Raw genomic sequence first — 26,368 nt, 5'->3', positions numbered from 1 at the left:
TCTGGACCACGACACTCCAGCCCCGGGCAACAACACCAGGCAATGGCTCACACGACTTCGTACCAACACCTACGGCGCAAGGTCTGCGCTCCGCTGCCCCCAATGACTAAGTACCTGCTGGACTCCGCGAACCCTTGTGGGTTGCGGTAAGGGCGGCAGTGAGGCCGCCGCAGCCAAAGCGGCACACCGCCTCTCCGTATCCAGCGCCAGAGAGCGCTTTGGGCGGCTGATCCCGGAGACAATCCGGCCGGAACAAGGTCACCGGCGCGCAGTCGTGAGAACGTGAAGGACACGCGCGTCAAGCAGTGTGAAAGAAAGGAAGAGGTGTGGCAGAGGGGGCCGGGCGGCCATCACGGATAGGCCGAGAGCACCGCATCCTGATCGGTGTGGTCGTCGCCGGTGCGGCAGTGATCGCCGCGATCGGGTTCGCCGGCTCCTACGCGGCGGTGCGCGCGCTGGCCGAGAAGAAGGGCTTCGGCGCCTTCTCGGTCGTCTTCCCGATCGGCATCGACGCCGGCATCGTGGTGCTGCTGGCGCTGGACCTGCTGCTGACCTGGATCCGGATTCCGTTCCCGCTGCTGCGGCAGACCGCCTGGCTGCTGACGGCCGCCACCATCGCCTTCAACGGCGCGGCGGCCTGGCCGGACGCGCTGGGTGTCGGGATGCACGCGGTGATCCCGGTGCTGTTCGTGGTGGCCGTCGAGGCCGCCCGGCACGCCGTCGGGCGGATCGCGGACATCACGGCCGACCGGCACATGGAGGGCGTGCGGATAACCCGCTGGCTGTTGGCCCCCGTTCCGACGTTCCTGTTGTGGCGGCGGATGAAGCTGTGGGAACTGCGGTCGTACGACGCGGTGATCAAGCTGGAGCAGGAACGCCTCGTCTACCAGGCCCACCTGCGGTCGCGCTTCGGGCGCGCCTGGCGTCGTAAGGCTCCGGTGGAGTCCCTGATGCCGCTGCGGCTCGCCCGGTACGGCGTACCGCTGGCGCAGACCGCGCCAGCTGGCCTCGCCGCGGCAGGCATCGAGGCTCCCATCGAGGCCCTGGCGGACCCAGCTCCCGCCGAGCTGGCGTCGGCCGACGGCCCCCAACACTCGCCCGGCAGAACAGAAGGCACCACTGAACTGTTCGGTCATCGGGACGACGAGACCAGCCGGGCCTCTGCAGGAGTCAGCGCGCAGGAGACCACCGAGCGGGCAGTCGGCGCCTCTGAGCTCGCCGACGCCTTCCACGCCTACCTCGCGCTGTATGGCAGTCCCCCGAACTCCCGGCAATTCGCCCTGTACCTTGCCGACGTCGGCATCACCGACCCAGAGACAGGGGGCCCGCTCCCCGAAGCCACGCTCCGTCCCGCCCTGCAAGAGCTGTGCCAGCACCACCCCGCCGCAGCGGGCGATGCCATGGACGTGGTCGACCCCAAGCCTGAGCCCGAGCAGTGGCAGCCAGCCGGTACCGGCCAGCCCACCTACAGCAGCGTGACCGAAAGCGAGTCGGCCGGCCCCGCGACGGCTCCTACGACCCCGCTTCCGGAACCGGTGGCCGCAGCGTCGGCCACCGGCAGGCAGGGTGCCCATCATTCGGTTTCCTCGGCCATCGGACAGGGCGCGGCCGGTCAGACGGACGTTGCGGCCTCAGCCCGACCGTCGATCCCGCCCGCGCGCGTGCCTGACACTGCCGACCAGCCTGAACTGTGGGAAACCGCTTCGCAGGACACTGGTGAGGCCACGGCGCGAAAGCCACGACCACAGCAACAAGAGCTCGATCCCGAGGAGCAGAGGATCGAGCAAGTGGTGCAGTGGCTGATCGAGGCGGAGGCCACCGGCAAGCGCCTGTCTGGTGCAGAGGTTGCTCGTCGGCTGGACGTAGCCCCGCGAACGGGCCAGCGCGTGATCGCCGCGGCCAGAGAGGTCAAGGACGCTCGCGAGCGACAGCAGGGCCGGTCGCATCTGAGGTCGGTCACCCACCGCACGTGACCGGTCGGACGCGTCGCCGTGCCAAGGCATCGGTCACCCGCGCACGCCACAGCTGAAACGGGGGCCGTGGCCGATTGGCCGACGGGACTGGCTCCACCTGATCGGCCATGGCCGATCAGCGTCGTGGCCGATGGCCGATGGCTGATGGCCGAAGTGTCGGAGTCGGCCACGCGGTCGGTCACCACCCGCGCGCGGCAAACTTCATCCCGCGGCGCACCTGCGGAGTATCCGAGGGGGTGAGCATCTGGGTATCCGCTCTGCGCATCGCGCAGGCTGATGTACCCGCCGGCCATCCAGTTAGCTACTCACCGCCGCACCCGCTTGGTGGCACACCGGCCGCAAGAAACCCCACGTCGACCGGCGCGCGTCGAAAGACTGGGGAAAGATCGGGTGAGAGCAGCCGTCAAGGAGTGGGGGAGCGGGTGGGGAAGCCGCAGAAGAAGCCAGGGGTGAGGATCCCGTGGGTCCGGGACGCACGGGGTGACGACTACGACCGGTCGGCCATCGACATCAAGCCCCACCCTCCATATGTCATCCCGCTGAGTTGCGGCGGCTGCGGGGTCCAGGTCTCGGCGCGGTCAGCGAACGCCGATGACCCAGATTCTCGCGCCTCGCACTACTTCACGATGCCGGGCCGCAAGCACAAGGCCACGTGCAACTTTGATCTCCCACGACGCGGCAAGGAACTGGTGAATGCCTCGCAGGGCACCATCGTCCGGCGTGAGGGCCAGTGGCGGCTGAAGTGCCCGCCCCTGGCTCGTCCCGGCACCCGAGGCGGAGCCAAGGGCGGCAACGCCCCACCGCGGCCGGCGCGTACCACCGTGGGTGGGGGCAAGACCGTCGTCAGCAAGCTGCGGGGGCCGGCCATCGCCTCCGCCAAGCGCATCGTGCAACTCCTGGAGAGTTTCAAGCACGATCCCGAGACGGTTGCCCAGTTCGCTGCCGTAGCTCCGAGCGGCCGGCGGAACATCCCCTGGGACGAGTTCTGTTTGGGTCCGGCAACAGCTCACCAATTGGCGCAGAAGCTGGTCGACGGCACCGTCGGGCAGATTCCGCACGCGGTGTGGGGGCCAGCGAGCACGGCGGGGCCGGCCGGGCAGCGGGGCGCCAGCCACGTCGTGATGTATGCGGCCCGTCACCCGGTCCTCATCGAGGGCAGGCGGGTGAAGGTCAACGTCGCGGTGCGCTGCAAGGTGGGGGAGTGGATCGGCGCGGACACGTCCTCTGGGATGTTCCTCGGCTATGGCTACTGGGAGCCCTTCCCCAAGGGCGCGGACTGGGCACACGAGGCTGCCGAGCGTGGATGGGTCGAGCTTCAGCTTTGGGTTAAGGAGCCCTGGCAGGTCGAGCGGTGGGACACGAACGGCACTGCCACTCGTCGCCCGAAGCGCCCCGCCCGGCTTGCACCACCCAAGCCGGGACCCGGCCCCGCACCCGAATCCCGCACCGACCGCCCGACGCCGGCCCAGCCTCCCCACCCCGCCCCTCAGCCGCAGGAGACAGACCGTCCGCCCGCACTTCCCAGCACCCCTCCTCAGAACCCCACCGAGCAGGCCGAGCCGGCGCCTGCGCCTGCGACTCCCGATGCAGCCGGGCTGGCAGCAGACGCTGCGCCCCAGCAAGGCGTCCGGACGGACACGAGCCAGGCCAGCCGTACGCAGCACGCTGAGGAACTGCCATCAGCCCCAAAGCCCCAGACACCTGAGCGCGCCGATCCATTGGCCGACGGTGACCGGTCCCAGGCGCCGGAGCACGAGGCCGAGGCCTCGCTTCCATCCAGCGGTCCGGCCGCTCCGCCGCCTCCGCCCTACCCACCTGTCGTGCCGTCGCCGCGCCCGTCGCGCGTGCGGGGCTGGCTGAACCGTTTGCGCGGCCGCTGACCGGCCCTCCCTTCCCGAACCGGCCATGGCCGATCTCTTGTGACCGGTCGGCCTCCGTGGCCGGCCATCGGCCATGGCCGGTTCGGGGAATCGGCCATCGGCCACGGCCACCTGTACCAACTGATCGGCCAACGTCCGGCCACCACCAGTTCCATGGGCAGCTCCACAGCAGAAGCGCCGTCAACGGGATTCAGCTGTAGGCAAGGGAGGTGGCCAGCGTGCCGATGATCAGGAAGGGGCCGAAGGCCAGCATGCTTTTGCTGGTGCCGCGTCGGGCCACGAGCAAGAAGACCGCCACGGCAGCCGCGAGCAGGAAGCTCACCACGAGCCCCCAGAACACCGCCTGCCAGCTGTGCCATCCGAGCAGCGCGCTGAGCGAGATGACGAGCTTGGCATCTCCCATGCCCATACCGCTCAAGGCCAGCAGGAGGAACAGCACGCCGACTGCGGCCGAGGCGGCCAGGGCACGCCCGAGACTGCCGGGCTCGTGGTGTGCTGCGGCGACTGTGAGCAGCGTGAAGGTACCGACGGCGGCTGGCAAGGTCAGGGTGTCCGGGAGGCGTTGGACGGCGCTGTCGATCAACAGCAGTGCGGAGCCGAGGAGGGCCAGCCAGTACTGGGCGACGGTGTACCAGCCGCCCGCCCCGCCGGCTGCGACCGCGGCGAACGCCGCCGCGGTGGTCACCTCCGGAAGCCACGCCGCGCTCAGAGGAGTCCGGCAGGCCCGGCACCTGCCATCCGGTGACAGCAGCACCAGCGCCTGCAGGCCCCCGGCCGGGAGAGGGGAGCAGGTAGGGCAGGTGCCGGACGGCGGTTGCCCGGCGGGAACAGCCAGGGCGACCACAACGGGACGCAGGGCGGAGCCGGCCACCAGACCCAGCAGCGGCATCAAGAACTGATGGAACACGCGCCTCCTCTCCCTGCGTTGCCCGAGTGCGTCGTACGGGATGCCCGCCGTCCGGTGACGGCCGGTCCGTCGTGGTGGCTGGTCAGCACCTGATCTGCAACTGGGCGCCGGGCGTGAGGCCCCAGGCGGCCATGGCGCCAGCGGTGGCTTCCAGGACGTGGCGGGCACGGAACCGGGGCCGCGCGATGCGGTTAGTTGCCAGGGTGTGCACGTCGAGGACGCGCAGGTCTTTGGTGAGGTAGGCGACGTCGATGGGGAAGCGCATGCGCAGGGTGTGCACGCTGTTGCACGGGCTGAGCAGCAGCGCCCCATCGAGACCGTCGCGGCCGAGCAGGCCGCGGGTACGACTTCGGCGCGAGGCGGCGACCTCCAGAGGGACGGCGCCGCCCACAGGGATACCCAGCCGGGCGAAGCCGTCCTTCAGCTCGTGTCCCAAGTGTCCGGTCCTCGTCCTGTTCAGCGTGCGGTTTGGCGGGTGCGGGGGAGCAGCTCCCGCAGGAGCTGTGCGGTCTCGGTGTCCATGTCGACTCCTTCGCCGCCGATCTGATCGTTGATGCGGACCAGCCTGGCGGCGGCCTCCCGCAGGGCGGCGGTGTCACCGGCCTTGTGGTGGGCCCGGAAGACGGCACGGTGCAGCGGCTCGCTCTCTTCAGCGGCAAGAAGTCCCCGGTTCGCCGCCCACAGCGCGCCGGTGATGTCGCCGGCCTCCCGCAGACGATCGGACAGCTCCAGCGCGACATCCACGATGGCCTCACACATCCCCTGCATGAGGGGCTCGGCCCACGAGTAGCGCTGACGGTCGACGGCGGAGAACGGGCGGCCGCGCACGAGGGAGAGCGCGCGGCGCAACGCCAGGTCCCCGTCCTCGCTCACGTCGTGGAGTCCTGCGGCGGCGAAGCGCTGGAAGCGGGTCCAGTCGCAGGTGACACCGCTGAGCCGGTAGCGGTGGCCTTCGGTGTCCTGCAGGCGCGGGAAGTAGTAGCGGCCGTCGGCGTCCTGGCCGAGCCAGCTGCGCAGGCGAGAGACGACGGAGGTCCGCATGGACTTGTTCACCGTGCTGGTGGGCCACAGCGCGGCGTCGATGGCGTGGTGGTCGACGTCGGGATTCAGGTAGAGGAAGACGGCGAGTTCTGTGCTGGGTGCTTCTCGGGCAGAGTCGTATCGGCCGGTCGCACCGGTGAGGGAGACGGGGCCGAGCAGCAGGATGTCCGGGGCCGCGGCCGCCGGGACTTCGCTGCTCTGTGCCGCAGAGGCTGTCTCGGTCGATAGGGGGACGGTGACGTGCGCGGGGGCAGCGGTGCAGGTCTGTGTGGCGCGGACCAGTCCGGTGTCAGTCGGGCCCGCTGCGACGGTAGTGCCGGCATCGCCAACATCCGTGGCCGACTGAGGGCCGGCGGCGGTGTGCTCTTCGGAGTTGTCCGGCTCGTTGTCTGCGTCCTCGTCGTCGGCGTATTCGGCGGGCAGGCCGGCCCCGTCCGCTCCCCAGGCATTCGCCGGATGCTCCTCCTTCGAGACAGCCGCGGTCTGCTCGTCGTCCCTGTCGTCCTCGTCGGCGACGGGGGAGGGCGGCAGGGTGGTGGAGGTGGCGGCGACGCGCAGCAGCTCAACGGCGTCCGCGTAGGTGGCGTCGTCCAGGCCCTGGATGTGGATGGTGAGGCCGGAGCCTGGGAGGGTGACGCTCTGCTCGGGGCCGCCGCAGTTCAGGGTCCAGGCGGTGGCAGGCAGGGGCATGTCGGTGGGGGCGGCGACGATGACGGCGCTTGCGGTGCGCGGCGCGGCTTCGAGAGCGTCGAAGAGCGCGGCGGTGTCGCCGGTGAGGTCCTGGGCGAGGACAACGTGGGGTGTCCAGGCGCCGCCAGAGTCCTCGTGCAGTCGAGCCTCTCCCAGACCGCGTGCGCCGAGGTCGGCCAGGCTGCGGCGCTGGTCGGTGGCGTGGGCGGTGAGCTGCGTGGTGATCTGCGCGAGGCTTTCGCTGCGGGCGACGCGTTCGGGCACGACGTCATCCAGGCCTGGCGCGGTGCCGTCGATCACGGTGACGTCTAGGGGGCCGTGGACGCTGGCGGTTGCCAATTCGACTGCGATGCCCTGCAACACGCTCTGGGCGAGGCGAGGGTCACCGGTGAGGTTGAGTACGCCGATGCGCTCCAGGTCGACCAGGACCAGGCGGCCCGCGTCGTCCCAGCCGAGCGAGACCAGAGCGGGGTAGGGGGCGTCCATGTCGCTGTGGTCTTCGGACAGCGAGGGATGGGCGGCGGTGCAGGTCCACACGTGCGGCTGGCCGGGCATGGCTGTGAACGGCGCGACCGGCGGGGCCTGTCGGGCCAGGTGGAGATCGAGGCGGGCTTCGTGCAGGACCACCGCGTCGAGATCGGGCAGGTCGCGCCCGGCGTCGGCGAGGTGGGAGGCGAGCGCCCGCAGAGCTGCGTTGAGGAGGTCGAAGCCGCTGTGCTGGACGCTGCGCAGCCGGCGCTCGGTCTCGGCGGCGCTTCCCTCGGGCATGGGGATGCGGTGGCCGGGCTTGCGGCGGCGCTGCTGTAGGACGCGGCGGGTGGCGAGCGTGCCGATCAGGGCCGCGGCCAGCACCCCAGCCCCTGCCCACACCGTGGCGGGTGCCAGCGCTTGGTCGTCGTCAGGGGTCTGCGCGGCCGGCTGCGTCGTCTTCGCGGAGCCATGTGGTGCCGGGCTCTGGGGTGTTGAGGGGGCGGGGGACGAGGGGGCAGGCGCGGTGGGGGAGGAGTGGTCCGGCCGGGCGCCCTGGTGGTGCGTGCTGGAGGTGCCGTGGTGCTCTGGTGCGTGACGGTCGGGTGCGCCGGAGTCCGTGTGCGGGGCGGTCGGCGCAGCGCTGTGGTCCTTGTGCGGGGCCGGCTTGTCCGGGGCGGGCGGCGGGGAGTCGTCACGGTCTGCGTGCGGGGGCTGGGCCTGGTGGCCGGGCAGGTCGACGTGCTGGCCCGGGTAGATCAGGTCAGGATCGCTGATCGTGTCCCGGTTGCGGGTGTAGATGTCGTGCCAGCGGTCTGCGTCACCGAGTTGCTCGTCGGCGATGCCGGACAGGGAATCCCCGGCCTTCACGGTGTAGGTCGTTTTGCGGTCCTCGGCGTGCTGGCCGCCTTGGGCCGAGGCCGGCGAAGCCGCTGTCTTCTCCTGCGCCGGCGGGGAGATGCGGGCGTCGGCAGGCAGGTTGAGGACCATGCCGCGGTGCGCGCCGCTGGTGGCCAGGTGAGGGCATTGCGGGTTGAGGGCGGCGATGTCACGCCAGCGCTCCCCACGGCCGAGATAGCGCTCCGCCAGGTCCCACAGCTCTTCACGCGAGGCGGTGACGGTGTGCTGGGGGCCGGCGTGTGCGCTGGCGGCGGCCTCCGGCGTCGAAGGGGCGTCGGCGCGGTGGACCTGGTGGCCTTCGGCCGTGGTGTGGGGCGCGGTGACGGCCGCGGTGGCCGTTTGCGGGGTGGCCGCGGAAGCCGCCGTGGGGGCCAGGAGCACTAGGCCGCCGATCAGGAATCCCGCGAACGACTGCAGGCCGCCCAGGCCCTTGAGACGCGGAGCGGAGCGGCGGCGGAGCACGGCGACGAGTTCGATGACCGCGGAGAGGGTGAAGGCGGCCCATCCTGCCCAGCCGATGAGGGTCAGTACGACGAGGAAGAGGGTGCCGTCGTCGGGGCGGAGCAGGGCATCGAGGCCGCCAATGAGTTCGGTGGGCTGGTGGCCGAGGGCGAGCAGCAGGAAGGGAACGCCGCCGACGAGCGCGAGGAGCACGACGAGGCCGAGCAGTGCGCGCAGCAGCCTGCCGGTGGCACGCACGGGTCCGGGGGTGGGGTGGGCCATCGCTCAGCCTCCAGCGTGGGTCTGCAGATGCGCATTTGCGGTACCGGTCACGGCGATGCTGCTCTTGCCGATGAGTGACCCGAAAAGTGTGCGGTAGGTGCTGTGGACGGTGACGTGGAGGGTTTGCCCGTTGTCCGTGACTTCCACGTCGCCCTGGACGCCGTTGTGGGCGAGGTAGTCCTCGGCGGCTGCCTGGGCGGCGCCCGGGTCGACTGTGATGGCGGTGCCTTGGATGGCTTGGGCGGCGTCGAGTTGCTGGCCGCCGCTTCGGGCTGCCTCCTGTGCGAGGGAGGTGGCGTGGTTGGCCGCATTGAGGGCTTTGCCGCCGTCGACGAGCAGCGCCATCACCAGCAGGACGGCGATGGTGGCGACGGCGAAGAACACCGACATCGAGCCGCGGTCGCTCCCGCACGCATCATGCCCCCTCAGGTGTGTGCGGCAGCGGCGGGCGAGCCCACGCATGCCGTTTCGCAGCCGCCGGTGGGAGGGGGTCACCGTGCGCGGTAGGTGTCGAGCGGACTGGTCCATGAGGCGTGGAGCTCCTTGACCCCTGGCAGGCCCGGCAGGGCGATGTCGGACAGATCTGCGGTGCAGGTGACGTCGGCGGTGACCTCGGCGTCCTGGCCCACGGCGGTGGCGTACCCGCCGGTGTTGACGCTGACCCTGGACGAGCGGCAGGTGACCCCTTCCCCGGACAGGCTCTGAGCGGCGGCGCTCTGTGCCGCGCTTTGGGCGCTGGCCGGGTCACGCTCCAGGGAGGCGGCGCGAGCTGCGGCGCGGGCAGCGATGTCCACGGAGCCTTCGGCATCGATGACACGGCCCAGGGCGACCATCAGCCCCAGCACCATGATCAGGACGGGGGCCAGGATCGCCGTCTCCACGGCGAAGCTGCCGCGGTCCGCGGCCAGCAGGCGCCGCAGACGGCCGGGGAAGTAGGGGGTGCAGGGCTTCACGGGTTGGTCCACCGCTCGTGGGGAGCCTCGGCGTACTGGCTGACGTCCAGGTCCAAGCCGGGGACCAGGGTGGCGACCGTGCCGGTCACGGTGATGCGGATCCGCCCGGCCGTGCTGCCGGCTGAGGAGACCTGGGCGCCGCGGACCGAGTTGCCGTAGCGGCTGACGAACTCCTCGGCCTGAGCGACACCGTCGCCGGCGGAGGCGCCGATCCGGCGACCTGCCTCAACTCCCTGCCGCGCGGCGGACTGAGCCACCTTGCGGGCATGGAAATACAGGCCGACCTGGATCGCGGTGAAGACCAGCATGAGGACGACCAGGGCGAGTACGGCCAGCTCGGTGCTGGCCTGGCCGCGATCGTCACGCAGCCGGGCCAGGGCCCCCAGCGCGCGCATGCGTGCTCTCACGCCGTGCTTCTCCTCAATATCCGCAGCTCTGGATGGGGCGGCGCAGTTTCGTTGGGGTCAGCCACCGTTGATGATGCCGATCTTCTCCAAGAGCTTGCTCTTGATGGCGACGACCAGCAGTGCGGCGCCGAGCAGCAGCGCACCGGTGATGACGGCCAGCTCGGTGCTGGACTGTCCTTCGTCACGCCGCCAGGCGTTCTGCAGCTGCTGCCAGCGGCTCTGAATCATGACGGTGAGGGTGCGGATGTCCATCGGTTCCTCCGTAAGGTGTTGGGTGGCCCGCCAGGGCCGGGGGTCAGCTGGAGAGGATGCCGTTGACCATGGGCACCATCACAAAGATGATCATGAGGATGACGCCTGCGGTGACCGGCAGGATCATCGCGGTAGACGCCTCATTGGCAGCGCCCTTGGCATCGGCCAGCAGCGCGACGCGCAGCTGACGAGCCTGCGCCTGCAGCGTCGTATAGACGGCGCCGCCGTCACCGGCGAGCGCCAAGGTGTCGGCTGGACGCGACAACTCCGGGATGTCGAGCTCCTCGCCCAGCCGCTTAAGGGCCTCCCACGGGGTGGCACCGGACAGCTCGGCGTGATCGAAGGCTTGGCGCATCCGCTCGAAAATCCACCCGTCGCCGACCTCCGCGGTACGGGTCAGGGCCTGCGCGGCACCGCTGTTGGCGATCCGCGCCAGCGCCACCCGCTCCAGATACGAGGCGGCCGCATGGCGCACCACCAGCCGCGCAGCGGCCGCTTCCTTCTTGACCTCACGTCCAGGGTTGACCCAGAACAGCGCGGCCAGGCCCAGGGAAGCAACCGCAGGGAAGGTGAACGGCATCGGTGCGCCGGCCAGCAACAGCACCGCCTGCAACAGCTGGGGCAACAGCAATCCGTACAGCGTGAACAGCACGCGGCGTCCCAGGTGTTCAGCCGGCGACTTCCGCAGCAGGTTGAGGTCCTGGTACGGCAGCGTGAGCCGGTCACCGAACTCCGCCAGCACACGCACGCCGATCCGCTCCGGAAGCGACCCGGTACGCGCCAGCCCCTCCGCGGGCCCCGCATCGGAACGGGCCGGGCCATCGAAGCGGTCCAGGGCGCTGGCCAGGTCGGGGCGGGCCGGCCATGCCGCCCGTACGGCCAGGCCGACCAAAGCGCCCGCGGCGGCCGCGGGCAGCACCGCCTGCATCTCGATCATCGGAATCCTCCGGCGGTCGGCCCGGGGCGAGCGGGCAGGGCTTCGAGCAGACGCGGATCGGGCTTCGTACGGGCGATACGCCGAAGCCAGGCCAGCGTCCAGGCGGCCGCCGCTCCCAGCACTATCAGCGCGATCTGGCCGACAGGTGTGCCGTACCAGGCGGACCAGGCCTTGTTGAGCATGCAGCCCATGACCACGACGCACACGATGACCGACACCTGCCGCGCGGCCTTGCGGACCTTGCGGCGGTCAGCCTCGATGTCGCGGGCGTCGGCGGCCTGCTGGTGGATGGTGATGGCCAGCGCCTCCAAGGCGGTGGCCAGCCCCGGCCCGGTGTAGACGGAGTGCGTCTGGAACAGCAGCACGACGTGGTCCGAGACGCCGTCGGCGAGTTCGTCGGCGAACAGCGCGTACGCCTGCTGGGCGTCCATCCCGGCCCGCAGCCGGTCCGACAGCCTCTGCACGTTCGCAGCGATCGGCTCGGGCGCCGACTTCGCCGACGTGCGGATCGTCTGGGCCAGCGAGATGCCGGCGGTGTGCACGCCCGCCAGGTGATTGAGCCACTGCGCGACCGCTTCGAGACGCTCGATGCGCTGCATGGCCGCATCCCCGGGGTGCAGCAGGTAGGGCAGGGCGAGGACGGCCGCCCCGGCGAGAAGGCCCTGCACCGGCCATCCGGTATAGGCCCATACGGCCAGGGTGACGACCGCCGCGGCGGTCACCAGATGCCGCCAGCGACGCTGCCACCTCTCCGGTAGCTCGCTGCGGGCACGCCGCAGCCGGGCGGCCAGACGCGAGGGGGGCTTGACCGGATCGGGGACGCGGCCGCGCAGTTCACGCACGAGCGCGACGACGGCGAGCAGCGCGAGGACGGCGCAGCAGGCGGCAGCGAGGGCGAGTTGCTGTGTGGTCATCGCGTGCTCCTGACCGTTTGGAGCGGGGTGAGCCAGTGGGCGTTCGGGTTGTCGGTGAGCCAGGTCCGGTGAAAGCCGTGCAGCTCCAGCTCCTCGATGAAGGAGGGCATGTTCTGGTAGACCGCGCGCCGTTCACCAGCAGTGGGGGCGAACAACTCGGTGGTGGTGGGCCGCCCGCCCTCGCCGACCACGTCGTGGACCTCGTAGATGTGGGAAACGAAGCGGTGCTTGCGGCCGCCGATCGGGGTTTCATCGAGGTAGGTCAGGTAGACCACGGCGTCGATGCCGGAGGCGATGAGGTGATGGGCAGCCGAGTCGGTCATGCCGGCCTCGGTGCATAGCTGCACCAGGCGGCTGACGATCGCATGCGGGCGACGCACGTGCATCGTGCACATCGATCCCGAACCGCCGGCGGACATCGCCTGCAGCATCGGGACGATCTCGGTGCTGCGGACCTCACCGACGATGACGCGCGTGGCGTTGTAGCGCAGCGCGGTGGCGAACATGTCGGAGATAGTGACCTCACCGGCCGCGCGGTTGTCGCCGGTGCGCTCGCCGTTGGACTGCCGCGCCTCGAAGGCGAACGTCAGCGGCCCGGGGCCGGGCTCATCCAAATAAAGTTCACGGTCCGACTCCAGGGTCACCAGCCGCTCGGAGGCGGGGATTTCACGGCCCAGCGCGCGCAACAGCGAGGTCTTCCCGGCACCCATGTCCCCGACCACCAGAAGGTTCATACGGGCCCGGACGCAGGCCGTCAGGAACGCGGCGATGGTGGGGTTCAGCGAGCCCCATTCCTGCAACTGTGCCAGGCCGTGCTGCTGGATCCGGTGCTTACGGATGACGGCGGAGGGCCGGCTGGTCAGCAGGGAGGCGGTGACGCGGGAGCCGTCCGGCATGCGGAAGCCGACGCTGGGGGTGGCTTGGGTCAGGGCCCGCTCCCCGTGACCGGACAACCTGGCCATGCGGTTGACCCACGTGATCAGCTCGTCGTGGCTGTCGGCGACGTGCTCGATCGTCCGCCGGGGACGGTCGTAGTACTCCACCCACGCGGTGGTGCCGTCGACCATCAGGTCCTCGACACCGTCCTCGTCCAGCAGCGACTGAAGCCGCCCGCCGCGGAACATGGAGTTGAACACCGCGTCGCCGATAGCGGATTCCTGCTCCGGGGTGAGCGGGGTGTTGCCCTGGGCGTAGGTGGCCGACCACGACGCAACCGCCGCGGTGGTCAGCGAACGGGCCAGCATCTGCCGGTCCTCGTTGCCCAGCAGGCGCTGCGGATCACGCTTGCTCAACGTGGTGGAGACCTGCGCCTGCAGCGCCTCGATCACCTCCCACGCCACCGGCAGTTGGCCGGGCAGACCGGCCAGCCGCGGGATCGCCGCCGCATCCGTTGTGGCCGCGCTGTGCGGCACTGCGGGAGGCATGGGGGAGGCAGGCGGCGGCGGAACAGCAGCCGGACTCGGCGGCGTCTGGGGTGGGTGGACAGCCTTGTTGAAGCGCTGCGTGAGCAGGTGCGCCAGGGCATCACGGTCGCCGGCCACGGGGTGGCCGTTCGTGGTGCCGGGCCGGTGCTGAGGGTCGGACACGTCAGGCTCCTCCCTCGGCGGCCTGGGCGGCCAGACGGTCCAAAACTCCCGCCATCTGCGGATGATCCGGGCGCGGCCACTGGCGCTGCACGCGGCGTCGCTGCGCGGCCGCCTCGATCTGCTCGGTCGCGGTACGGGCACGATGAAGCAGCGGACTCCGGCGACCGCCGTAGCCGCGGGGCGGGCTGCCGCCTTCGGTGAGATAGCCCGCCGTTGCCGGGTCCCACGGAAGAGCGGCAAGGACCGGCACCTCAAGCGCTTCGGAGACCTGGTGGGCGCGGTAGCCGCCCTCGATCAGCAGCAACCCCAACGCGTCCGCACCCGAACCGTGCGCATCGAGCTCGGCGCGCAGCGGCCGGACCAGATGGCGGGCCAGGGCCAGCGACTGCTCCGTGCCGCGAACCGTCAGCAGCACCAGGTCTGCCTCGTAGATCAGCGGGGCGCAGGACAGGGTGGGATGCAGGCGCCCGGCGTCCACGGCCAGGCGCCCGGCGTCGATGTAGACGTCATAGCCGGCATCAGCGGCGAGGATGTGCAGCACCTGGGACAGAGCAGGCCACGTACGCGTCAGGGCCGCTGCCTGGGTGGGGTCGGTCAGGCCGGGCAGCACCTTGCGGTGGCCAGCCCCGTCGAGACCTACCAGATGCGACGGCACAGCCTGCGCGAACACCTCCGGGCCGGTGCGTTCCGCTTCCGCCAGATGGTAGAGGCCAACACCTCGGGTAGGAGTCGAACTCAGCAGCCCGGCACGTACGGTGCCGCCCGCGGGATCGCACTCGGCGAGCAACGAAGTCCGGCGGGACGCCAGAGTCAGCGCGAGACCGGAGGCGGTGACGCCGCACGACTTGGCGGAAACGAGAGCGGTGACGGCCATGTCAGCTGCTCCGCGGCTCACGGACCAGGGCAATGCGTCCGGCGGCGGCACGAGTCGCCAGCGTCGGGCCGTCGGTGGATTCCACCGCGAGGTTGACGACGACGGTGCCGGTGGCATCGGGCCGAGAGACGGACACGACGGACGCCGAGATGGTGGGGGGCGGGCCGCTGCTCTTGGAGGAGGAACCACTGTCGCCGGCGGCGGGGGTCAGGACGGCCAGGACCTTGTCACCCGCCATCAGCGTGCCGTCCGGGGCCTGGCCGCGCTTGACCTGGACGCCGACCTGCTGGCGGTCATCCCCCAGGCCGGAGCCGGCGGTGAGCTGGGAGGTGGTCAGCAGCCCGCCCTTGCGGAGGTCAACGGCCGTGCGCTTGCCCACAATCCGGCTCATTTGACTGCCGGGAACCGGGGAGAGGGCGGCATCTGCCGAGACCTCGGCCACGGTCAGGTCAGCCTCCGTCAGCGCCTGGCCGGCGGGGACGTCACGGGCGACGGCGAGCACCTTGGCGCGGTCGCTGGCCGACGAGACGGCCGCGGCCGCGCCCAGACCGGCGAGGACCGCAAGGACGATGCACAGGGCAGCCACGGACCAGCGGCGTTCCCGCTTGACCGGCGGAGCCGTGGTGATGGGCATGTCGGGGCGGCCGGTGCCGGGTCGGGGCAGGGACGATGCCGAGGCGGGGGTTTCCATGGCGGCCTCTCAGGTCGTGCTGGCGTGCGATGGGGCGAGGGTTAGTTGAGGACCTGGACCTCGGCGACGGTGATGTCCACCGCGCTGTTGCGTACCTCGGTCAGCTGCCCGCTTTGGCCGCCACCGGTCCAGTCGACGGTCCAGGTGGACCGCGCGGTGACGTGGTACTTGCCGGACGGCTTGCTCGTGGACGGCTGCTCGTAGCGGTATCCGCAGTTGGGGGAGGGGTTCTTGCCGTACTGCGCCCGGTAGGGAGTCCCTGCCGAGGTGCAGGTCACGGTGTGCCCGTCGCCCATCGTCCAGTCGATGCGCGACACCTTCGCGGTGGCCGAGACCGTTACACCGCCGGCGCTGGCTGTGGCCGTGTTCGGGCCGTAGGTCTCTGCGCTCTTCCTGGTCCACATGTAGACGGGCATGCCGACGACGCCCTTGCCACCCGGCTTGGGCACGATGCCGATGTCCGCGCCGCGCAGCGTCATCTTGTCGACGGCCTGACGGGCGAGCTCGGCGGGGTCGGCAGCGGCGCCGCCGGGCGGCTTGGCCATCCACACCAGCCCGCTGCCGTTGGTGCCGAACGGGTCGCTGTTGGAGCCCAGCGGGCAGGTCTTCTGGTAGATCGCGCCGTCGCCCGGCTTGTGGCCCTTCCACACGGGATCATCGGCGGGCGGGGCGGGGGCGGGCTTGTAGTAGCAGCCGCCGGAGAACGAACCGAGGTTGGAATCCTGGCAGGGAACCTCGACTTTGGTCGGCGGTGCTGCATCGCCCGGCCCGTCGCCGGTGCTGGTGTTCTGGCCGTCGCCCCACACCTTGCAGACCGGCTTCGTGCCGCCGGCCTTGCTGCGGGCAGCGTGATGCTGCTTGGGAGCGTGGTGCTCGGGGCTGGCCGGATCGTATGCGCCGACGCATACCTCCAGGCCGCCGCAGTCCTCAGGAGGAGTGACGTCCGCGTAGGCGGGGGCTGCTGCGGCCAGGACGCCGAGCGTCACGGCAGCGGCGGCCGTTGCCTTCAGCACGGGTGGTCCTTGTCTGCGGTGAGGCCGACGACCATCCAGGTCTTCCCGATGGTGCGCACAGTGCCGGTCACTGTGTAGCGGCGCGGCTGATTGCCGCTGGCCGCCTCTTTGCCGCTGGACTTCACCACCGGCGTCCAATGCGTGGTGTCCAAACACTCCGTGACAGTCGCTGTCTTGGGATGCGTGGTGAGGCTGAGCGCGGTCACCTTCGCCGAACTCTTCGGCTTTCCTTTGAAAATGATGCCGCCCTGGCGATAGCGGAAGAGGTTGCCTTCCACCGTGGCAAGGGCCTTGTCTGCGGCGTACTTCTCCAGTTTCGTGCCGTTGGCGTCGCCCGCGGCGTACGCCTTGACCTGTTCGGTGCGCATACCGGAGTAGGCCGCCAAAACGTCCTTGCGGGCCGCTGCGTCATCCGACGCCGGCTTCGTGGACGCAGACTTCGAGGGCGTGGGCTTGGCATCTGTGCCGCCGGGACCGCTGCTGCACGAGACGACCGTGAGAGCCGCAAAGCCGGTGGCAAACAGCACGATCGTGCTGTTCTTGAGCAGGTTGCTGCGGTAGCGGCTCCGGCATGATGCGGTTCGCATCCGTGCTCCCCCCGAGGGTTCGAACTACAGGCAGTTTTCTGGGTCTGTCGCGGTGGAGACGATTTTCTTGATCGCTCACCGCAAGGACGGTTATGGGCCATATGAGTGGCCGAGCTTGCACCTTACCGCCCGCTTCGCAGACCGTGGAGTCTGTTTTCTGGGGCAGTTGACTCAACTCCGGCATACCGCCCAAGTGATATCGCCCGCCTCCCGGCCGTGCGACTCGTCCGCGGATTCCGTCCGGCCTTCAGCATGGGTCGCCGCTTTGTCGGCGGCTTCGTTCAGCCGGTTTGGCGAATTCCTCACCCAAGCACAGGCCTCTCGGGCGGCCGTGTCCTGTCGAAGTCCATTTGGCAGCCGGTGGGCTACTGCCTTGCTGGGGTGCCATGTCGCCTGAGAACGCTGGTCCACGGCATTCCCAGACGACATGGACTTCACGGAATTCGTGTGCGCCCTGCCGCCGCTTGGGGCATCCGCGTAGCGCGAATCCTCACTTCACGTCGTACTTGCACATTTTGTCAGACTTGCCGCCCTTGTTGTCCGCGACCTTCTTCCCGTCGACTGTGATGACGCAGGCCGCCGCGCGCAGTGTGCCGTCGGCGTTGTATACGGAGCCGGGGACGACGGAGACCGTTGTGCCGATCCTCTTCTCGGCGTCGGTCGTCAAGGTGACGGTCGAGGTCTTCTTCCAGGGAAGCTTCACCTTCTCAAACTTGTTGGTGTCGAGGTTGTAGTACACCTGAGATGTGCCGTGGCCCAGAACTTCGAGGGTGACCTCGTGCTTGATCGCACCGCTCCCGCTGTCGGGCTTCGCCTTCGCGTTCACGTTCGCAGACTTGTGGGCCGTCGACGGGCCGCCGTCGCTGCCACAACCAGTCAGTAGAGCCGCGGTCAGGATCAGAGCCGTCCCGCTGATGATCTTGCGCAAACTTCCCCCCTTGTAGACGAGCAAATGATCTTAGTTCCGAATCCGGCAACGCGAATGAGAGCGAGTGAGAATCGGACAGCTCCCATACGACAGGGCAGCCGGCCTGCGCGCTCGCCTGTGTCCGACCGATGCCAGACCGCCGGGCGATGACAAGTGAAATCGGAACTACACGGGCCTGTAGGTTCTCGCCGTACTTGCCGCAGGGCGCGCTGCAGAGCTGCGACGTTCCGCGGCGTCCCATCGCATTGTCGGCGCCGTCTGTCTCACCGAAGTGTCGAATTCCTTGGGGCCAAACGGTGCTTGGCGCACGTCGGACAGAACGATGAGACATGTGACCTGCAGTTTCTCGGTGCGGACGCCAGATCTCCGACAAACCGCTGGAACGAAGGACGAACGTGATGGGAACCTGCCCGGCCGTCAGGTCACCCGCCGTACCGACCACTCGTAACGGGACCAGTACCCGGCAAGGGTGGTGGTCTCGACCCCCTTGCCTGGCCGCGGCGCATTGATCATGGTGTTGTCACCAACGAAAATCCCCACATGCCCCCAGCCGTCCTTGTTGAAGATGATCAAGTCGCCAGGCTGCATCTCATCGCGAGGGACCGCAACGCCGACGAAACGCTGCTGCTGTGAGGTGCGGGGCAGTACGACGCGGCCACCGGTCCCCTTATAGACGGCGAAGGAGGTCAGCCCCGAGCAGTCCAGCCCGCCGCCGGTCGGGCCGTGGATGTCGCCGCCACCCCATACATAGGGGACACCGAGCTGCGTCATCGCCGCCCGCACGATCGCACTGGACGAGCCCGCAGCCGCCCCACCGCTCCCGTCCCCCGCGCTGGGTGACGCCGCGTAGGCCTTCGCCTGGCTGAGGACCTTGCGCACGTACCAGTCTGCGTGGTTGTAGGAGTAGATCGCCCGATAGATTCCTTTCTGTGTCCCGGACTCGGCGCCGTTCGCGCACAACATCCGCGCCGCGGCGAACACAGCGTCGGTCGGATCCCAGGGGCTGGGCGGGGTGGCGCCGCCGGGCGGTACCGGGTACGCGTAGCCCGCGAACGTGGAGGGCAGGAACTGCATCGGCCCGACCGCTCCTGCGGAAGACCGCATCGTGGGGGAGCGGGCGTGGTCGGTCTCGACCTTGCCGACCGCGGCGAGCACCGACCAGTCCAACCCGCGGCAGGCGGCCGGCGCCGCCTCCCGGTAGAGAGCCAGCATGGCCGGCGGGATGTCACCCACCGCTCCACCCCGCGCCGAGACCTGCGTTCCGGCCGCTTCCTGCTCCTGCTGGTGGCCGGCAACGCCGTTGGCCACGGCGGCTACGAACAGCACCAGCACACCGATCAGTGCGAAAGCCCCCGCGCCGAGGCCCACACCGGCAGCGACGAGCGGCCGCTTCATGACCGCCTCCTCGGTTGCCTGGCACGGGGCGGCACGGGACGGCGAGGCGGCACGGGCGGCGAGGCCGGCTGGTTGGCCGCGGCCCCCCGGGCACGGATGCGGTGCAACCGCTGCTGCAGGCTCGCCTGTCGGCTGGACGCTGGCGGAGTCAACGGCCGATGCGGCACCATCTGCGGCCGACGGCTGCGGCGCGGCGACGCTGCGGGCGTCGGATGGAGCGGCTGGCCCGGAGTGCGGCGTGGAGACGGGGCGGCCGGTCGCCGCGACCAGCGGGAAGACAGCACAGGAGGCAGACCGCGACGAGCGCGGATCCGGTTGCTGACCCAGCGGCCGCCGATGCTGCGCCAGTACTCGTCAGCGAAGTTGTACACCCGCGGTTCGTACAGATCCCGGGCGGTCTCCAGGCGGTCTCTGAGCTGGGCGGCCGCGGTGGTGACCTGGCCGGGCACAGCCTGAGCCGCGGCAACCGCACGGTGCGCGGCCCGCGGGCCATATATCGGTAGCCCGGCGCTGTACTTGAGCCCGAAGCGGCCCACGCGCATGCCCGTCCGGGCTCCCGCTCGCACCGTCTTCTCGGCGCCCCGGGCAAGACGCCCAGCGCCCTTGGCCAGATTCCGGACGGTGCGGGCGCTGCCCGCGCGGCCCAGGCCGCCGCCGACCACACCGGCGGTGCCGCCGGTGGCAGCCATCAGGCCGAGCATCAGCGTGGCGCCACCGACCTTGCCCAGGGTGCCGCGCCGACGGCCACCGGAGCCGAGGTCGGAGGGGGCGGCTGCGCCGCCGAGTTTGGACGCTCCGACGCGGGTCTTGAGCCGGGCGGCCATCTGGCGCGAGCGGCTGACCAGGCGCTTGCGGAAGATCATCGCCCCGACGCACAGAATGTCGACGGTGACGAAGCGGACGACGATGCCGCCGGGAACCTCCTTGGCGGGCGCGGAGACCACGGCGGTGACCGCGACGACGAAAACGCCCAGCGCCACCACGAGGCCGACCAGCAGGGCCAGACCGCGGGCGATCGCGGCGCCCCGCGACCACAGCCATGCCCGGCCGGGCCCCGGCAGGGTGCCGACGATCAGCGCGCAGCGCAGCAGCATCGCCTCGGCGGCGAGCCAGGCCTGGGCGGCCAGGTAGCTGCCGGCGAGCCCGATGATGAGCACGCAGACCAGCAGCGCTGCCAGGAACATGAAGACGGCTCCGGCGAGCTTGTCCCCGGAGGCCTTCTTCGCCTCCTTGGCGTTACCGCTGACGCAGGCCTTCTCGAACCTGGCGTCCGGCTTGGTCCCGAAGGTGTCCACGCCCCACTGCGCTGCCTTGTCCCGGACGAAATCATCGATCTTGCCGCCGATGCCGGGCGCGAGGATGTCCCCGGCGCCCGGCATGTCCTTGAGCGCCTTGGCCTGCTCGGCGACCTTCTGGTTGACGAATGCTGTCGTGATGCGGGAGGCCGTGAACTGGGACGCGCACTTGTCCTTGGTGTCGTCGGTAAACGTCTGGCCATAGGTGAGCACCATGCTCGGCTGCACCACGAAGGCGTTGACGAGTTCGTCGGTGATCGGCGCGGTGATGTCGGCCACGGCGTCGGTCGACCGTCCGGTGGGGTCCTCGTTGCCCATGACGATGGAAGCCACGGCAACCCCCAGGTCACGCGCCTTTCCCACCGCGCCGTCGGGGCCGAGCAGCGTCTGGGGCGGCGAGGCGAGGCTGGTGACCGCGAGCGCGGAGATCAGCAGGGACGCGGTGAGCTCACCCCAGCCGCGCGAGCGGTCACCGAAAAAGAGGTGCCACGCCGCGACGGTGCCGCTGAAAGCGAGGAACAGGGTCGGCAAGCCGAGTTGGACCACGACGCTGCTGTAGAGGGAATCCGATACCGCCAGAGCCGGCTTGAGGAGCAAAGAGGCCAGCTTGAAGCCCAGTGCCCAGGTGAGCAGCCAGCAGGCGAAGGCCACCAGCCACTTGGTGCACATGAACAACAAGCTGGTCAGCCACTCGTCGACCTTCAGGTCCCAGTCGGACCACTCGCCGCTCTCGGAGTCCACCTTGAACGCGCTGACGGGGATGCCGTGCTCATCGGTGACATGGAAGCTGTCCAGCAGGTCGTCCTTGCCGATGCCCATCCGGTGCAGCTTCTTGCGCAGCGACTCCTTGGCCTCCCTCTGTGCCTTCTTCGCGGCCGCCTTGCCCTGAGCGGTGTCCTCGTACGCCACGCCGCCGGCTGCACCGGGCGCCGGCTTTCCGCGAGTGGTGGATTCGGTCGGGCTGGGCTGCGCACTGGTGGGTGCCGACGGGGTGGGCGCGGGCGCTGCAGCCGCATGCGCGGCCAGCCCGGTGGTGAGGACCGCCGCGGTGCACAGCACCAACACCAGCTGCCAGGCTGCCCGTCGCCCTACCCATGCCGTCTGCCCGGCCAGGCGCAGCCACCTCATGCTGCGAGCGCCGGGTCGGAGTGAATCGCGGCAGCAGCCTCGGGGTCGGCCGGAATGACGATCTGCATCCCACCGATCCGGCCGTAAAGGTCCCGGTGCAGGCACTCACCGGCCCGCTGCGCGCGGACCTCGTCGGCCACGTCCATGGGGGACAGGCCGGTGGTGACCAGCTCCACCAGGTCCGCATCGTCGGGGTCGAGGCCGAGGAAGGCGAGGCCGCGCTTGGCGAGGGCGACGTCGGTCTGCCGGAACAGGTACTTCCTGGGGAAGAGCCCGCGGATGACCTGCCCGGTGGCAGATGCCTCCGGGCCGATGTCCTCGCCGTCGTGGCTGCCCACCAGGCAGCCGGCGTTGTGCTTGCGGCCGTCGCGGACCAACTCCAGGAGCAGGGCCATGCCCTCGGGGGAGGAGGTCAGCCACCAGCATTCGTCCCACACCGCTACGCAGAACTCGTGGGGGTTGGCGAAACAGATTTCCCTGCACAGCGCCGCAATGAGATACAGCGCTGCCCGGCCGAAGGTCTTCTCGTACTCCAGCGTCGACAGCCGGTCAGCACTGAGTTCGTGTTCCTTGGGGAGTACCAGGTTGGCGGTGGCGAAGACGACTGTGTCGGCCTTCGACGTGTCCACCACCGGCAACGACGGGTCGAAGATGGTGCGGGACAGGTCCTTGCGGGCCACCGAGGCCAACTTGCGTGCTACCGCGGCCGAGGTCGCATCGCGTTTGCCGCGTGCCTGCAGTTCGCTGACCAGCGCTGCCATGGACGGCGCTGACCCGGTCAGCGTTGCCTCGATCGCCTCCGACAGCACGATGCCTTGGTCGCTCATGGGGCCGATGCCCAGCAGCAGCGTCAGAAACGACTCCGTGCGGCGCTGCGCCTGTGCCCGATCGCGGATCGTGCGCAGCGGGTCGAGAGAGACCTGTGCCTGGTCGTCGATGGTGATGACCTGGGTGGTGCCGGGACAGGCCTTGGCGAAACGGCGCCATTCTTGCTGCGGGGTGCGGTCGACGATGACCGCCCGGCCTCGGCTCTGCGGCTGCCCGACCTTTCGGCCGGCGGCGAGGATGTTGTAGGCGGCGGTCTTCATCGCGACGCTCTTGCCGCCGCCGAGCTCACCGATGAACGCTGCGCTGGCCGACGCCGATTTCTGCGGGCCTAGCGACCAGTCTGTGAGGACAGGCCGGGTGCCGCCACCGGCCAGTTGCAGGCCGTACAGCGGCCCCTTGGCATCGCCCAGCGCCGATCCAGAGAAGGCGCCGGCCATCGCGAAGTCCTTCGCGAGGAGGACCTGCGCGTAGGACAGCATCACCTTTGGTGTGCGGGCGCCCGGCAGCATCCCGTAGAACAGCCGCTCTTGCTCGCCCACGGGGCGGGTGAAGGCGTAGTCGGCCTCGCCGAAGTGGGTCTTGAGGTCTGCGGCGCGGGCCTCGGCCTCTGCCGGTGTGGTGCCCCACACGCACAGCGTTCCCATGGCCTGGACCTCGACCTCGGACTTGGTCCGGGTTACCGCACTGCGGAAGTCCTCCACGTCGTCGGCGGCGTCGTGCACATGTGGCGGCACGCCGGAGACCTCGCCCTCGTATTCGCCGGGCTGGTTCGCCAGCTCATTGGCCTGCCGACGCGCCTTGGCGTCAGCGACAGAACCCGGGGTGACTTTCAGGCGCATCACCCAGTCCACCGGAAACCCGAAATCGTCCAGGCTCGCGAGGTATTCGCTGCCGGGGAAGAGGAACCGCTCGGGCATCTCGGACAGCGACAGGAACGTCTGGTACGAGTCGCCCCACTCAGTGGAGACCTGAAGCCAGCGCCGCCCGAATCGGCCCTTGCCGGCGTCGTCTTCTTCTTGTCCGGCCTCCGCGGGGGCGCTGCTCTCCGCGAGGATGACCTGGCCCAGAGCGGCAGCTCCGCGGCTGCGGCCGGTGCGCTGCTCGGGTTCGGGCAGCAAAGGCTCCAGCACTCCCCGTCGGGCGCTGTGCCCGTAGATCCACAGGATTTCCGCTTCGGTGGCGGGCCGCACCGCGATGGTCGAGGGCCACGTCCCGGCCAGCGCACGGGCCTGCTTCAGCCGGCGCTTTTCTTCACGGGCGCTGACCGGCGCCGGCAGCAGGCCCAGCTGCAGGGCCATTTCCGCGCGGGCCGCATCGAACGCCATGCCGGCCGCCTGTTTCTTGCTGCTGGCGGAAAGCGGGACGGCCAACCAGTCCGCGCGGCTGGTCAGCTCCATGCGCTCCAGCTGGTCCCACACCCGCGCCGCCAGCTGTTCGTAGCGCTCGCTCGCGGCCAGGTCGACGCCGTCGGTCATTTTGCGCACCACCGAGGCCGGGTCGACCTGCGGGCACAAGGACAGCATCATCGACTCGCCGTGCAGCTGCTTGACCAAAGTCTCCAACGCGCGCAGCCGCCGCTCCTTGACGGTGCGGGAGGACTGGGCGTGCCCGCTTCCCTCCACCCGCCACAGCGCCCAGCAGGTGCCGTGACGGGTCCAGATGACATTTCCGGCGATGTGCCGGACGGGAATCCGCATTACTTCCCCCGCTCGTTGTTGGTCGTCGTGGTGATCTGGCCTGCAGTGCGGGCGGCGAGCAGCGCGCCCACGCCCGACGTCACCCGCACCACGGGCGCGTCGGCCACCGGCCGCCCGGCGGCCGTGGTGATCTCCGGGGCGTCGGACGCGGCAACGGCGTGCACTGGCGTGGCGGATGGGGAGCCGGCCTCTGCCTGAGCCGTCGCGTCGTCGTTGGCCGGCTGCCAGGTCAGCGTGCAAACACCGACCGCCGCACCGCGTCGAGGTCGGCCTACGGGGCGGCCGTCCATCCGACCGGACGATCCGCTCACCGCCAGACCAAGGACACTGGCTGCCACCGCGAAGGGGTTGCGGCCATCGACGTGCACCCGCCCCACCACCAGTGCCAGCGCGTAGGGCACACCGAGCAACGGCAGGGCGTCGAGCAGGCCGTGATGCGCCCACAGCCCGGCGGTGAGCACCAGCACCGCCAAAGTGGCCGCCGCCACGATGATCTGCGGCCATGTGTAGGGGCCGCCCCAGATCCGGCCGCCGCCAGGCCAGGTGCCCACGACGTTCTGGTGTCGTCGTGCCTTCGTGTAACAGCGGCCGATCAGGGGCTCCGGCGCCGCAGCGGTGGTGCTCATCGCCGGTCACCGCCGGCCGGGCCGATGTGGTCGACGACGCGGACCGCAGCCGAGGCCGCCGTGCCGCCGGGGTTCTTGAGATCCTCGCCGATCTTGTCCCTCAACACGGTCATGTTGGCGACGATGGCCAGGACCACCGCCCCGCCGATGGCCGCGATTCCGGCCTTGAGCACGGACTTGGTCTGTCCCCACACAAAGACGATGAACACGACGTACATCAGCCCCAGCACGCCCACGAGGAAGAAGGTCTTGAGCTGGTTGACGAGGGTGGTTGCGTCGGAGATGGCTCCTGCCATCTGCATGAGCCCGTTCATGAGCCCTGCCTTTCTGGAGAATCTGCAGAAGAGTTGTCGGACGTCGCCAGAGCGGGTGCGTCTTCGAGCGCGACGACCTCCCACCGTCCGTCCCGGGCACGCAGCTCGATCGCGTACGTCATCGGCCGGCCGCTCGCGTGCTTGCCGTCGCCCTCGACGTCGACCAGGAGCCGACGCTGGACACCGTCGGGCGGGACTTGGGCCTCTGCACCTTCGGCTGGCCCTTGTCCGTGGTCGGCGATCTGCGTCACCGTCACCGCCGTGTACGGAGCCGGGCGCACCGCGTGTAGCTCCGTACCGGGGGAGAGGTAGCGGTCCAGCTCACCCCGGCCCGTCAGGTACGCAGCCAGGAAGTCCTGGACCGTTTGCGCCGCAGGGTCGGATGGCAGGGGCGCGTGCGCTGCTCCGTACGACAGCTCAACAGCCGCGCCCTTGGACCCGTTCGGGGCTGCGACCTCAGCAGGCAGCGCTGCCGCAGTCCATCCCGAGGCCGCGCCTTTGGAGCCGGCCGTGGCCCGCACCGGTACCTGGAAGTAGCGGACGCTGTCGGAGCCCTTCGCCGAGCCGGTGATCCGCGCGGCCACCGTCACCGACCAGTAGCCGGCCGAGATCTGCCGAACCTGGACCGCCGACGCCGACTCCGCTCGCTCCTTCGATCCGCCCTTTACCGACCACGACAGGGACCGCGCGGCCGGGTAGAACGCCGCGAGCTCCGCCGCGTCCGCGTCACTGTCACCGGCCTTCACATAGGCGGCGACGTACACCTCCGCGAACCCGGACGGCGCCACTGCGTCCGAGGATGCGGGCTGCGCCTTCGGTGCCTCTGCTCGTGGGGGCACGGTCACCGGCTGCGTCGTAGAGGCCAGCGCCCAGCCGCCGAGAAGTGGACCGGACAGCAGCAGGCCCCAGGCGCTCCAGCGCGCCACTGCTGTCCAGTTGGCCATGGCTCCGGTGGACATCGGCGTGGTCGCCCATCCGGTGTCCACGGCCTCGATGGAGGCGAGGTCGGCGGCGGAGTGTTCGGGGGAGATGCCGGAGGCCGGCCTGTTCCGGCGCAGCCGCATCACCGATGCCGCCCGGCAACGGTCACGCTCGCGGACACCGGGGTCAGCTCGGCGATGCGGGCCCGCAGCTGTGCTTCGGGCCGCTGCTGCAGTGTGCGCAAGGACGCCAGCACCGCGCCGATGTCCTGGCTCAGAAAGCGCAGCAGCCGCTGGTGGACGGAAGTGTCGAACGGGGTGGTGACCAAAGCGGCGCCCAAAGCGATCAGCCGGCGCTGGGCGGTAGTGACGCGTACCTCGTCCTCGTCCAGAGGCAAGGCCGCCTTCGAGCGGACGGGTGGGCGGGTGGTGGACATATCT

Annotated in this window: 24 protein-coding genes; 2 read left to right on the top strand and 22 right to left on the bottom strand. The window is 70.1% G+C overall.

Annotated features, from left to right (window positions below; all coding sequences use genetic code 11):
• Positions 1-326 precede the first annotated feature (326 nt).
• Together AB0G35_RS24065 and AB0G35_RS24060 are read left to right on the top strand one after the other, a co-directional pair.
• Positions 327-1,973: a DUF2637 domain-containing protein gene (locus tag AB0G35_RS24065; RefSeq protein WP_360953058.1), complete on the top strand. Its 1,647-nt coding sequence runs from the start codon at positions 327-329 to the stop codon at positions 1,971-1,973.
• Positions 1,974-2,395: 422 nt separating this feature from the next.
• Positions 2,396-3,853 (top strand): hypothetical protein, encoded by a 1,458-nt coding sequence (locus AB0G35_RS24060; RefSeq protein ID WP_360953055.1) that lies wholly within the window; start codon positions 2,396-2,398, stop codon positions 3,851-3,853.
• A 190-nt stretch (positions 3,854-4,043) separates the two neighbouring features.
• Here AB0G35_RS24060 and AB0G35_RS24055 read toward each other — a convergent pair whose 3' ends face one another.
• The 22 genes from AB0G35_RS24055 to AB0G35_RS23950 all read right to left on the bottom strand — a co-directional run bounded on the left by AB0G35_RS24055 (position 4,044) and on the right by AB0G35_RS23950 (position 26,364).
• Positions 4,044-4,760, bottom strand: coding sequence for an A24 family peptidase (locus AB0G35_RS24055; protein ID WP_360953052.1), 717 nt, complete (start codon positions 4,758-4,760; stop codon positions 4,044-4,046).
• 82 nt (positions 4,761-4,842) lie between these two features.
• Positions 4,843-5,196, bottom strand: coding sequence for a DUF192 domain-containing protein (locus tag AB0G35_RS24050; RefSeq protein ID WP_360953049.1), 354 nt, complete (start codon positions 5,194-5,196; stop codon positions 4,843-4,845).
• 20 nt (positions 5,197-5,216) lie between these two features.
• Complete coding sequence (locus tag AB0G35_RS24045; protein WP_360953047.1) at positions 5,217-8,582, bottom strand: LysM peptidoglycan-binding domain-containing protein; 3,366 nt, start codon at positions 8,580-8,582, stop codon at positions 5,217-5,219.
• A 3-nt stretch (positions 8,583-8,585) separates the two neighbouring features.
• The gene (locus AB0G35_RS24040) at positions 8,586-8,972 is read right to left on the bottom strand and encodes a hypothetical protein (protein ID WP_360953044.1); all 387 of its coding nucleotides are present in this window, start codon (positions 8,970-8,972) and stop codon (positions 8,586-8,588) included.
• Between the two features lie 101 nt (positions 8,973-9,073).
• Positions 9,074-9,535 carry a TadE/TadG family type IV pilus assembly protein gene (locus tag AB0G35_RS24035; RefSeq protein ID WP_360953041.1) on the bottom strand — a complete coding sequence of 154 codons (462 nt, stop codon included), beginning with the start codon at positions 9,533-9,535 and terminating at the stop codon, positions 9,074-9,076.
• Positions 9,532-9,942 carry a TadE/TadG family type IV pilus assembly protein gene (locus tag AB0G35_RS24030; RefSeq protein ID WP_360953038.1) on the bottom strand — a complete coding sequence of 137 codons (411 nt, stop codon included), beginning with the start codon at positions 9,940-9,942 and terminating at the stop codon, positions 9,532-9,534. Before AB0G35_RS24030 ends, AB0G35_RS24035 begins: the two co-directional genes overlap by 4 nt.
• 57 nt (positions 9,943-9,999) lie before the next feature.
• Positions 10,000-10,194, bottom strand: a complete 195-nt coding sequence (locus AB0G35_RS24025; protein WP_360953035.1) for a hypothetical protein — start codon at positions 10,192-10,194, stop codon at positions 10,000-10,002.
• Positions 10,195-10,237: 43 nt separating this feature from the next.
• Entirely contained in the window at positions 10,238-11,131 is an 894-nt protein-coding gene (locus tag AB0G35_RS24020) for a type II secretion system F family protein (protein ID WP_360953032.1), read from the bottom strand.
• The gene (locus AB0G35_RS24015; protein ID WP_360953029.1) at positions 11,128-12,045 is read right to left on the bottom strand and encodes a type II secretion system F family protein; all 918 of its coding nucleotides are present in this window, start codon (positions 12,043-12,045) and stop codon (positions 11,128-11,130) included. Before AB0G35_RS24015 ends, AB0G35_RS24020 begins: the two co-directional genes overlap by 4 nt.
• Positions 12,042-13,631: an ATPase, T2SS/T4P/T4SS family gene (locus tag AB0G35_RS24010; RefSeq protein ID WP_360953026.1), complete on the bottom strand. Its 1,590-nt coding sequence runs from the start codon at positions 13,629-13,631 to the stop codon at positions 12,042-12,044. The genes AB0G35_RS24015 and AB0G35_RS24010 overlap by 4 nt, the downstream gene beginning before the upstream one ends.
• Before the next feature lies 1 nt (position 13,632).
• Positions 13,633-14,505, bottom strand: coding sequence for a hypothetical protein (locus AB0G35_RS24005; RefSeq protein WP_360953023.1), 873 nt, complete (start codon positions 14,503-14,505; stop codon positions 13,633-13,635).
• A gap of 1 nt (position 14,506) precedes the next feature.
• Positions 14,507-15,196, bottom strand: coding sequence for an SAF domain-containing protein (locus AB0G35_RS24000; protein WP_360953020.1), 690 nt, complete (start codon positions 15,194-15,196; stop codon positions 14,507-14,509).
• 41 nt (positions 15,197-15,237) lie between these two features.
• Positions 15,238-16,209: an ATP/GTP-binding protein gene (locus AB0G35_RS23995; RefSeq protein WP_360953017.1), complete on the bottom strand. Its 972-nt coding sequence runs from the start codon at positions 16,207-16,209 to the stop codon at positions 15,238-15,240.
• The gene (locus AB0G35_RS23990) at positions 16,203-16,796 is read right to left on the bottom strand and encodes a hypothetical protein (RefSeq protein WP_360953014.1); all 594 of its coding nucleotides are present in this window, start codon (positions 16,794-16,796) and stop codon (positions 16,203-16,205) included. Before AB0G35_RS23990 ends, AB0G35_RS23995 begins: the two co-directional genes overlap by 7 nt.
• A gap of 490 nt (positions 16,797-17,286) precedes the next feature.
• Positions 17,287-17,724 (bottom strand): hypothetical protein, encoded by a 438-nt coding sequence (locus AB0G35_RS23985; RefSeq protein ID WP_360953011.1) that lies wholly within the window; start codon positions 17,722-17,724, stop codon positions 17,287-17,289.
• Positions 17,725-18,141: 417 nt separating this feature from the next.
• A complete protein-coding gene (locus AB0G35_RS23980) occupies positions 18,142-19,119 on the bottom strand; it encodes an NlpC/P60 family protein (protein WP_360953008.1) in 978 nt (325 codons plus the stop codon).
• Positions 19,116-21,542, bottom strand: coding sequence for a hypothetical protein (locus tag AB0G35_RS23975; RefSeq protein ID WP_360953005.1), 2,427 nt, complete (start codon positions 21,540-21,542; stop codon positions 19,116-19,118). Before AB0G35_RS23975 ends, AB0G35_RS23980 begins: the two co-directional genes overlap by 4 nt.
• A complete protein-coding gene (locus AB0G35_RS23970) occupies positions 21,539-24,067 on the bottom strand; it encodes an ATP-binding protein (protein WP_360953002.1) in 2,529 nt (842 codons plus the stop codon). The genes AB0G35_RS23975 and AB0G35_RS23970 overlap by 4 nt, the downstream gene beginning before the upstream one ends.
• Positions 24,067-24,693: a hypothetical protein gene (locus AB0G35_RS23965; protein WP_360952999.1), complete on the bottom strand. Its 627-nt coding sequence runs from the start codon at positions 24,691-24,693 to the stop codon at positions 24,067-24,069. The genes AB0G35_RS23970 and AB0G35_RS23965 overlap by 1 nt, the downstream gene beginning before the upstream one ends.
• On the bottom strand, positions 24,690-25,007 hold the full coding sequence (locus AB0G35_RS23960; protein ID WP_360952996.1) for a hypothetical protein: 318 nt from the start codon (positions 25,005-25,007) through the stop codon (positions 24,690-24,692). The genes AB0G35_RS23965 and AB0G35_RS23960 overlap by 4 nt, the downstream gene beginning before the upstream one ends.
• Positions 25,004-26,071: a conjugal transfer protein gene (locus AB0G35_RS23955; protein WP_360952993.1), complete on the bottom strand. Its 1,068-nt coding sequence runs from the start codon at positions 26,069-26,071 to the stop codon at positions 25,004-25,006. The genes AB0G35_RS23960 and AB0G35_RS23955 overlap by 4 nt, the downstream gene beginning before the upstream one ends.
• The gene (locus AB0G35_RS23950; RefSeq protein ID WP_360952990.1) at positions 26,071-26,364 is read right to left on the bottom strand and encodes a hypothetical protein; all 294 of its coding nucleotides are present in this window, start codon (positions 26,362-26,364) and stop codon (positions 26,071-26,073) included. Before AB0G35_RS23950 ends, AB0G35_RS23955 begins: the two co-directional genes overlap by 1 nt.
• Between the last annotated feature and the right edge of the window lie 4 nt (positions 26,365-26,368).

The organism is Streptomyces sp. NPDC021749 (genome assembly GCF_040640655.1).
In the GTDB taxonomy this organism is placed as follows: Bacteria; Actinomycetota; Actinomycetes; order Streptomycetales; family Streptomycetaceae; genus Streptomyces.
Note: the sequence above shows the minus strand (reverse complement) of the source record. Positions and strands in the feature narration are given on the sequence as shown.

Coding starts and splice junctions, on each gene's coding strand:
- AB0G35_RS23960 (WP_360952996.1), bottom strand. CDS start 25,007: ATGAACGGGCTCATGCAGATGGCAGGAGCCATCTCCGACGCAACCACC.
- AB0G35_RS24015 (WP_360953029.1), bottom strand. CDS start 12,045: ATGACCACACAGCAACTCGCCCTCGCTGCCGCCTGCTGCGCCGTCCTC.
- AB0G35_RS23955 (WP_360952993.1), bottom strand. CDS start 26,071: ATGCGGCTGCGCCGGAACAGGCCGGCCTCCGGCATCTCCCCCGAACAC.
- AB0G35_RS23970 (WP_360953002.1), bottom strand. CDS start 24,067: ATGCGGATTCCCGTCCGGCACATCGCCGGAAATGTCATCTGGACCCGT.
- AB0G35_RS24020 (WP_360953032.1), bottom strand. CDS start 11,131: ATGATCGAGATGCAGGCGGTGCTGCCCGCGGCCGCCGCGGGCGCTTTG.
- AB0G35_RS23990 (WP_360953014.1), bottom strand. CDS start 16,796: ATGCGAACCGCATCATGCCGGAGCCGCTACCGCAGCAACCTGCTCAAG.
- AB0G35_RS24040 (WP_360953044.1), bottom strand. CDS start 8,972: ATGTCGGTGTTCTTCGCCGTCGCCACCATCGCCGTCCTGCTGGTGATG.
- AB0G35_RS23965 (WP_360952999.1), bottom strand. CDS start 24,693: ATGAGCACCACCGCTGCGGCGCCGGAGCCCCTGATCGGCCGCTGTTAC.
- AB0G35_RS24025 (WP_360953035.1), bottom strand. CDS start 10,194: ATGGACATCCGCACCCTCACCGTCATGATTCAGAGCCGCTGGCAGCAG.
- AB0G35_RS24045 (WP_360953047.1), bottom strand. CDS start 8,582: ATGGCCCACCCCACCCCCGGACCCGTGCGTGCCACCGGCAGGCTGCTG.
- AB0G35_RS24005 (WP_360953023.1), bottom strand. CDS start 14,505: ATGGCCGTCACCGCTCTCGTTTCCGCCAAGTCGTGCGGCGTCACCGCC.
- AB0G35_RS23975 (WP_360953005.1), bottom strand. CDS start 21,542: ATGAGGTGGCTGCGCCTGGCCGGGCAGACGGCATGGGTAGGGCGACGG.
- AB0G35_RS24000 (WP_360953020.1), bottom strand. CDS start 15,196: ATGGAAACCCCCGCCTCGGCATCGTCCCTGCCCCGACCCGGCACCGGC.
- AB0G35_RS23980 (WP_360953008.1), bottom strand. CDS start 19,119: ATGAAGCGGCCGCTCGTCGCTGCCGGTGTGGGCCTCGGCGCGGGGGCT.
- AB0G35_RS23950 (WP_360952990.1), bottom strand. CDS start 26,364: ATGTCCACCACCCGCCCACCCGTCCGCTCGAAGGCGGCCTTGCCTCTG.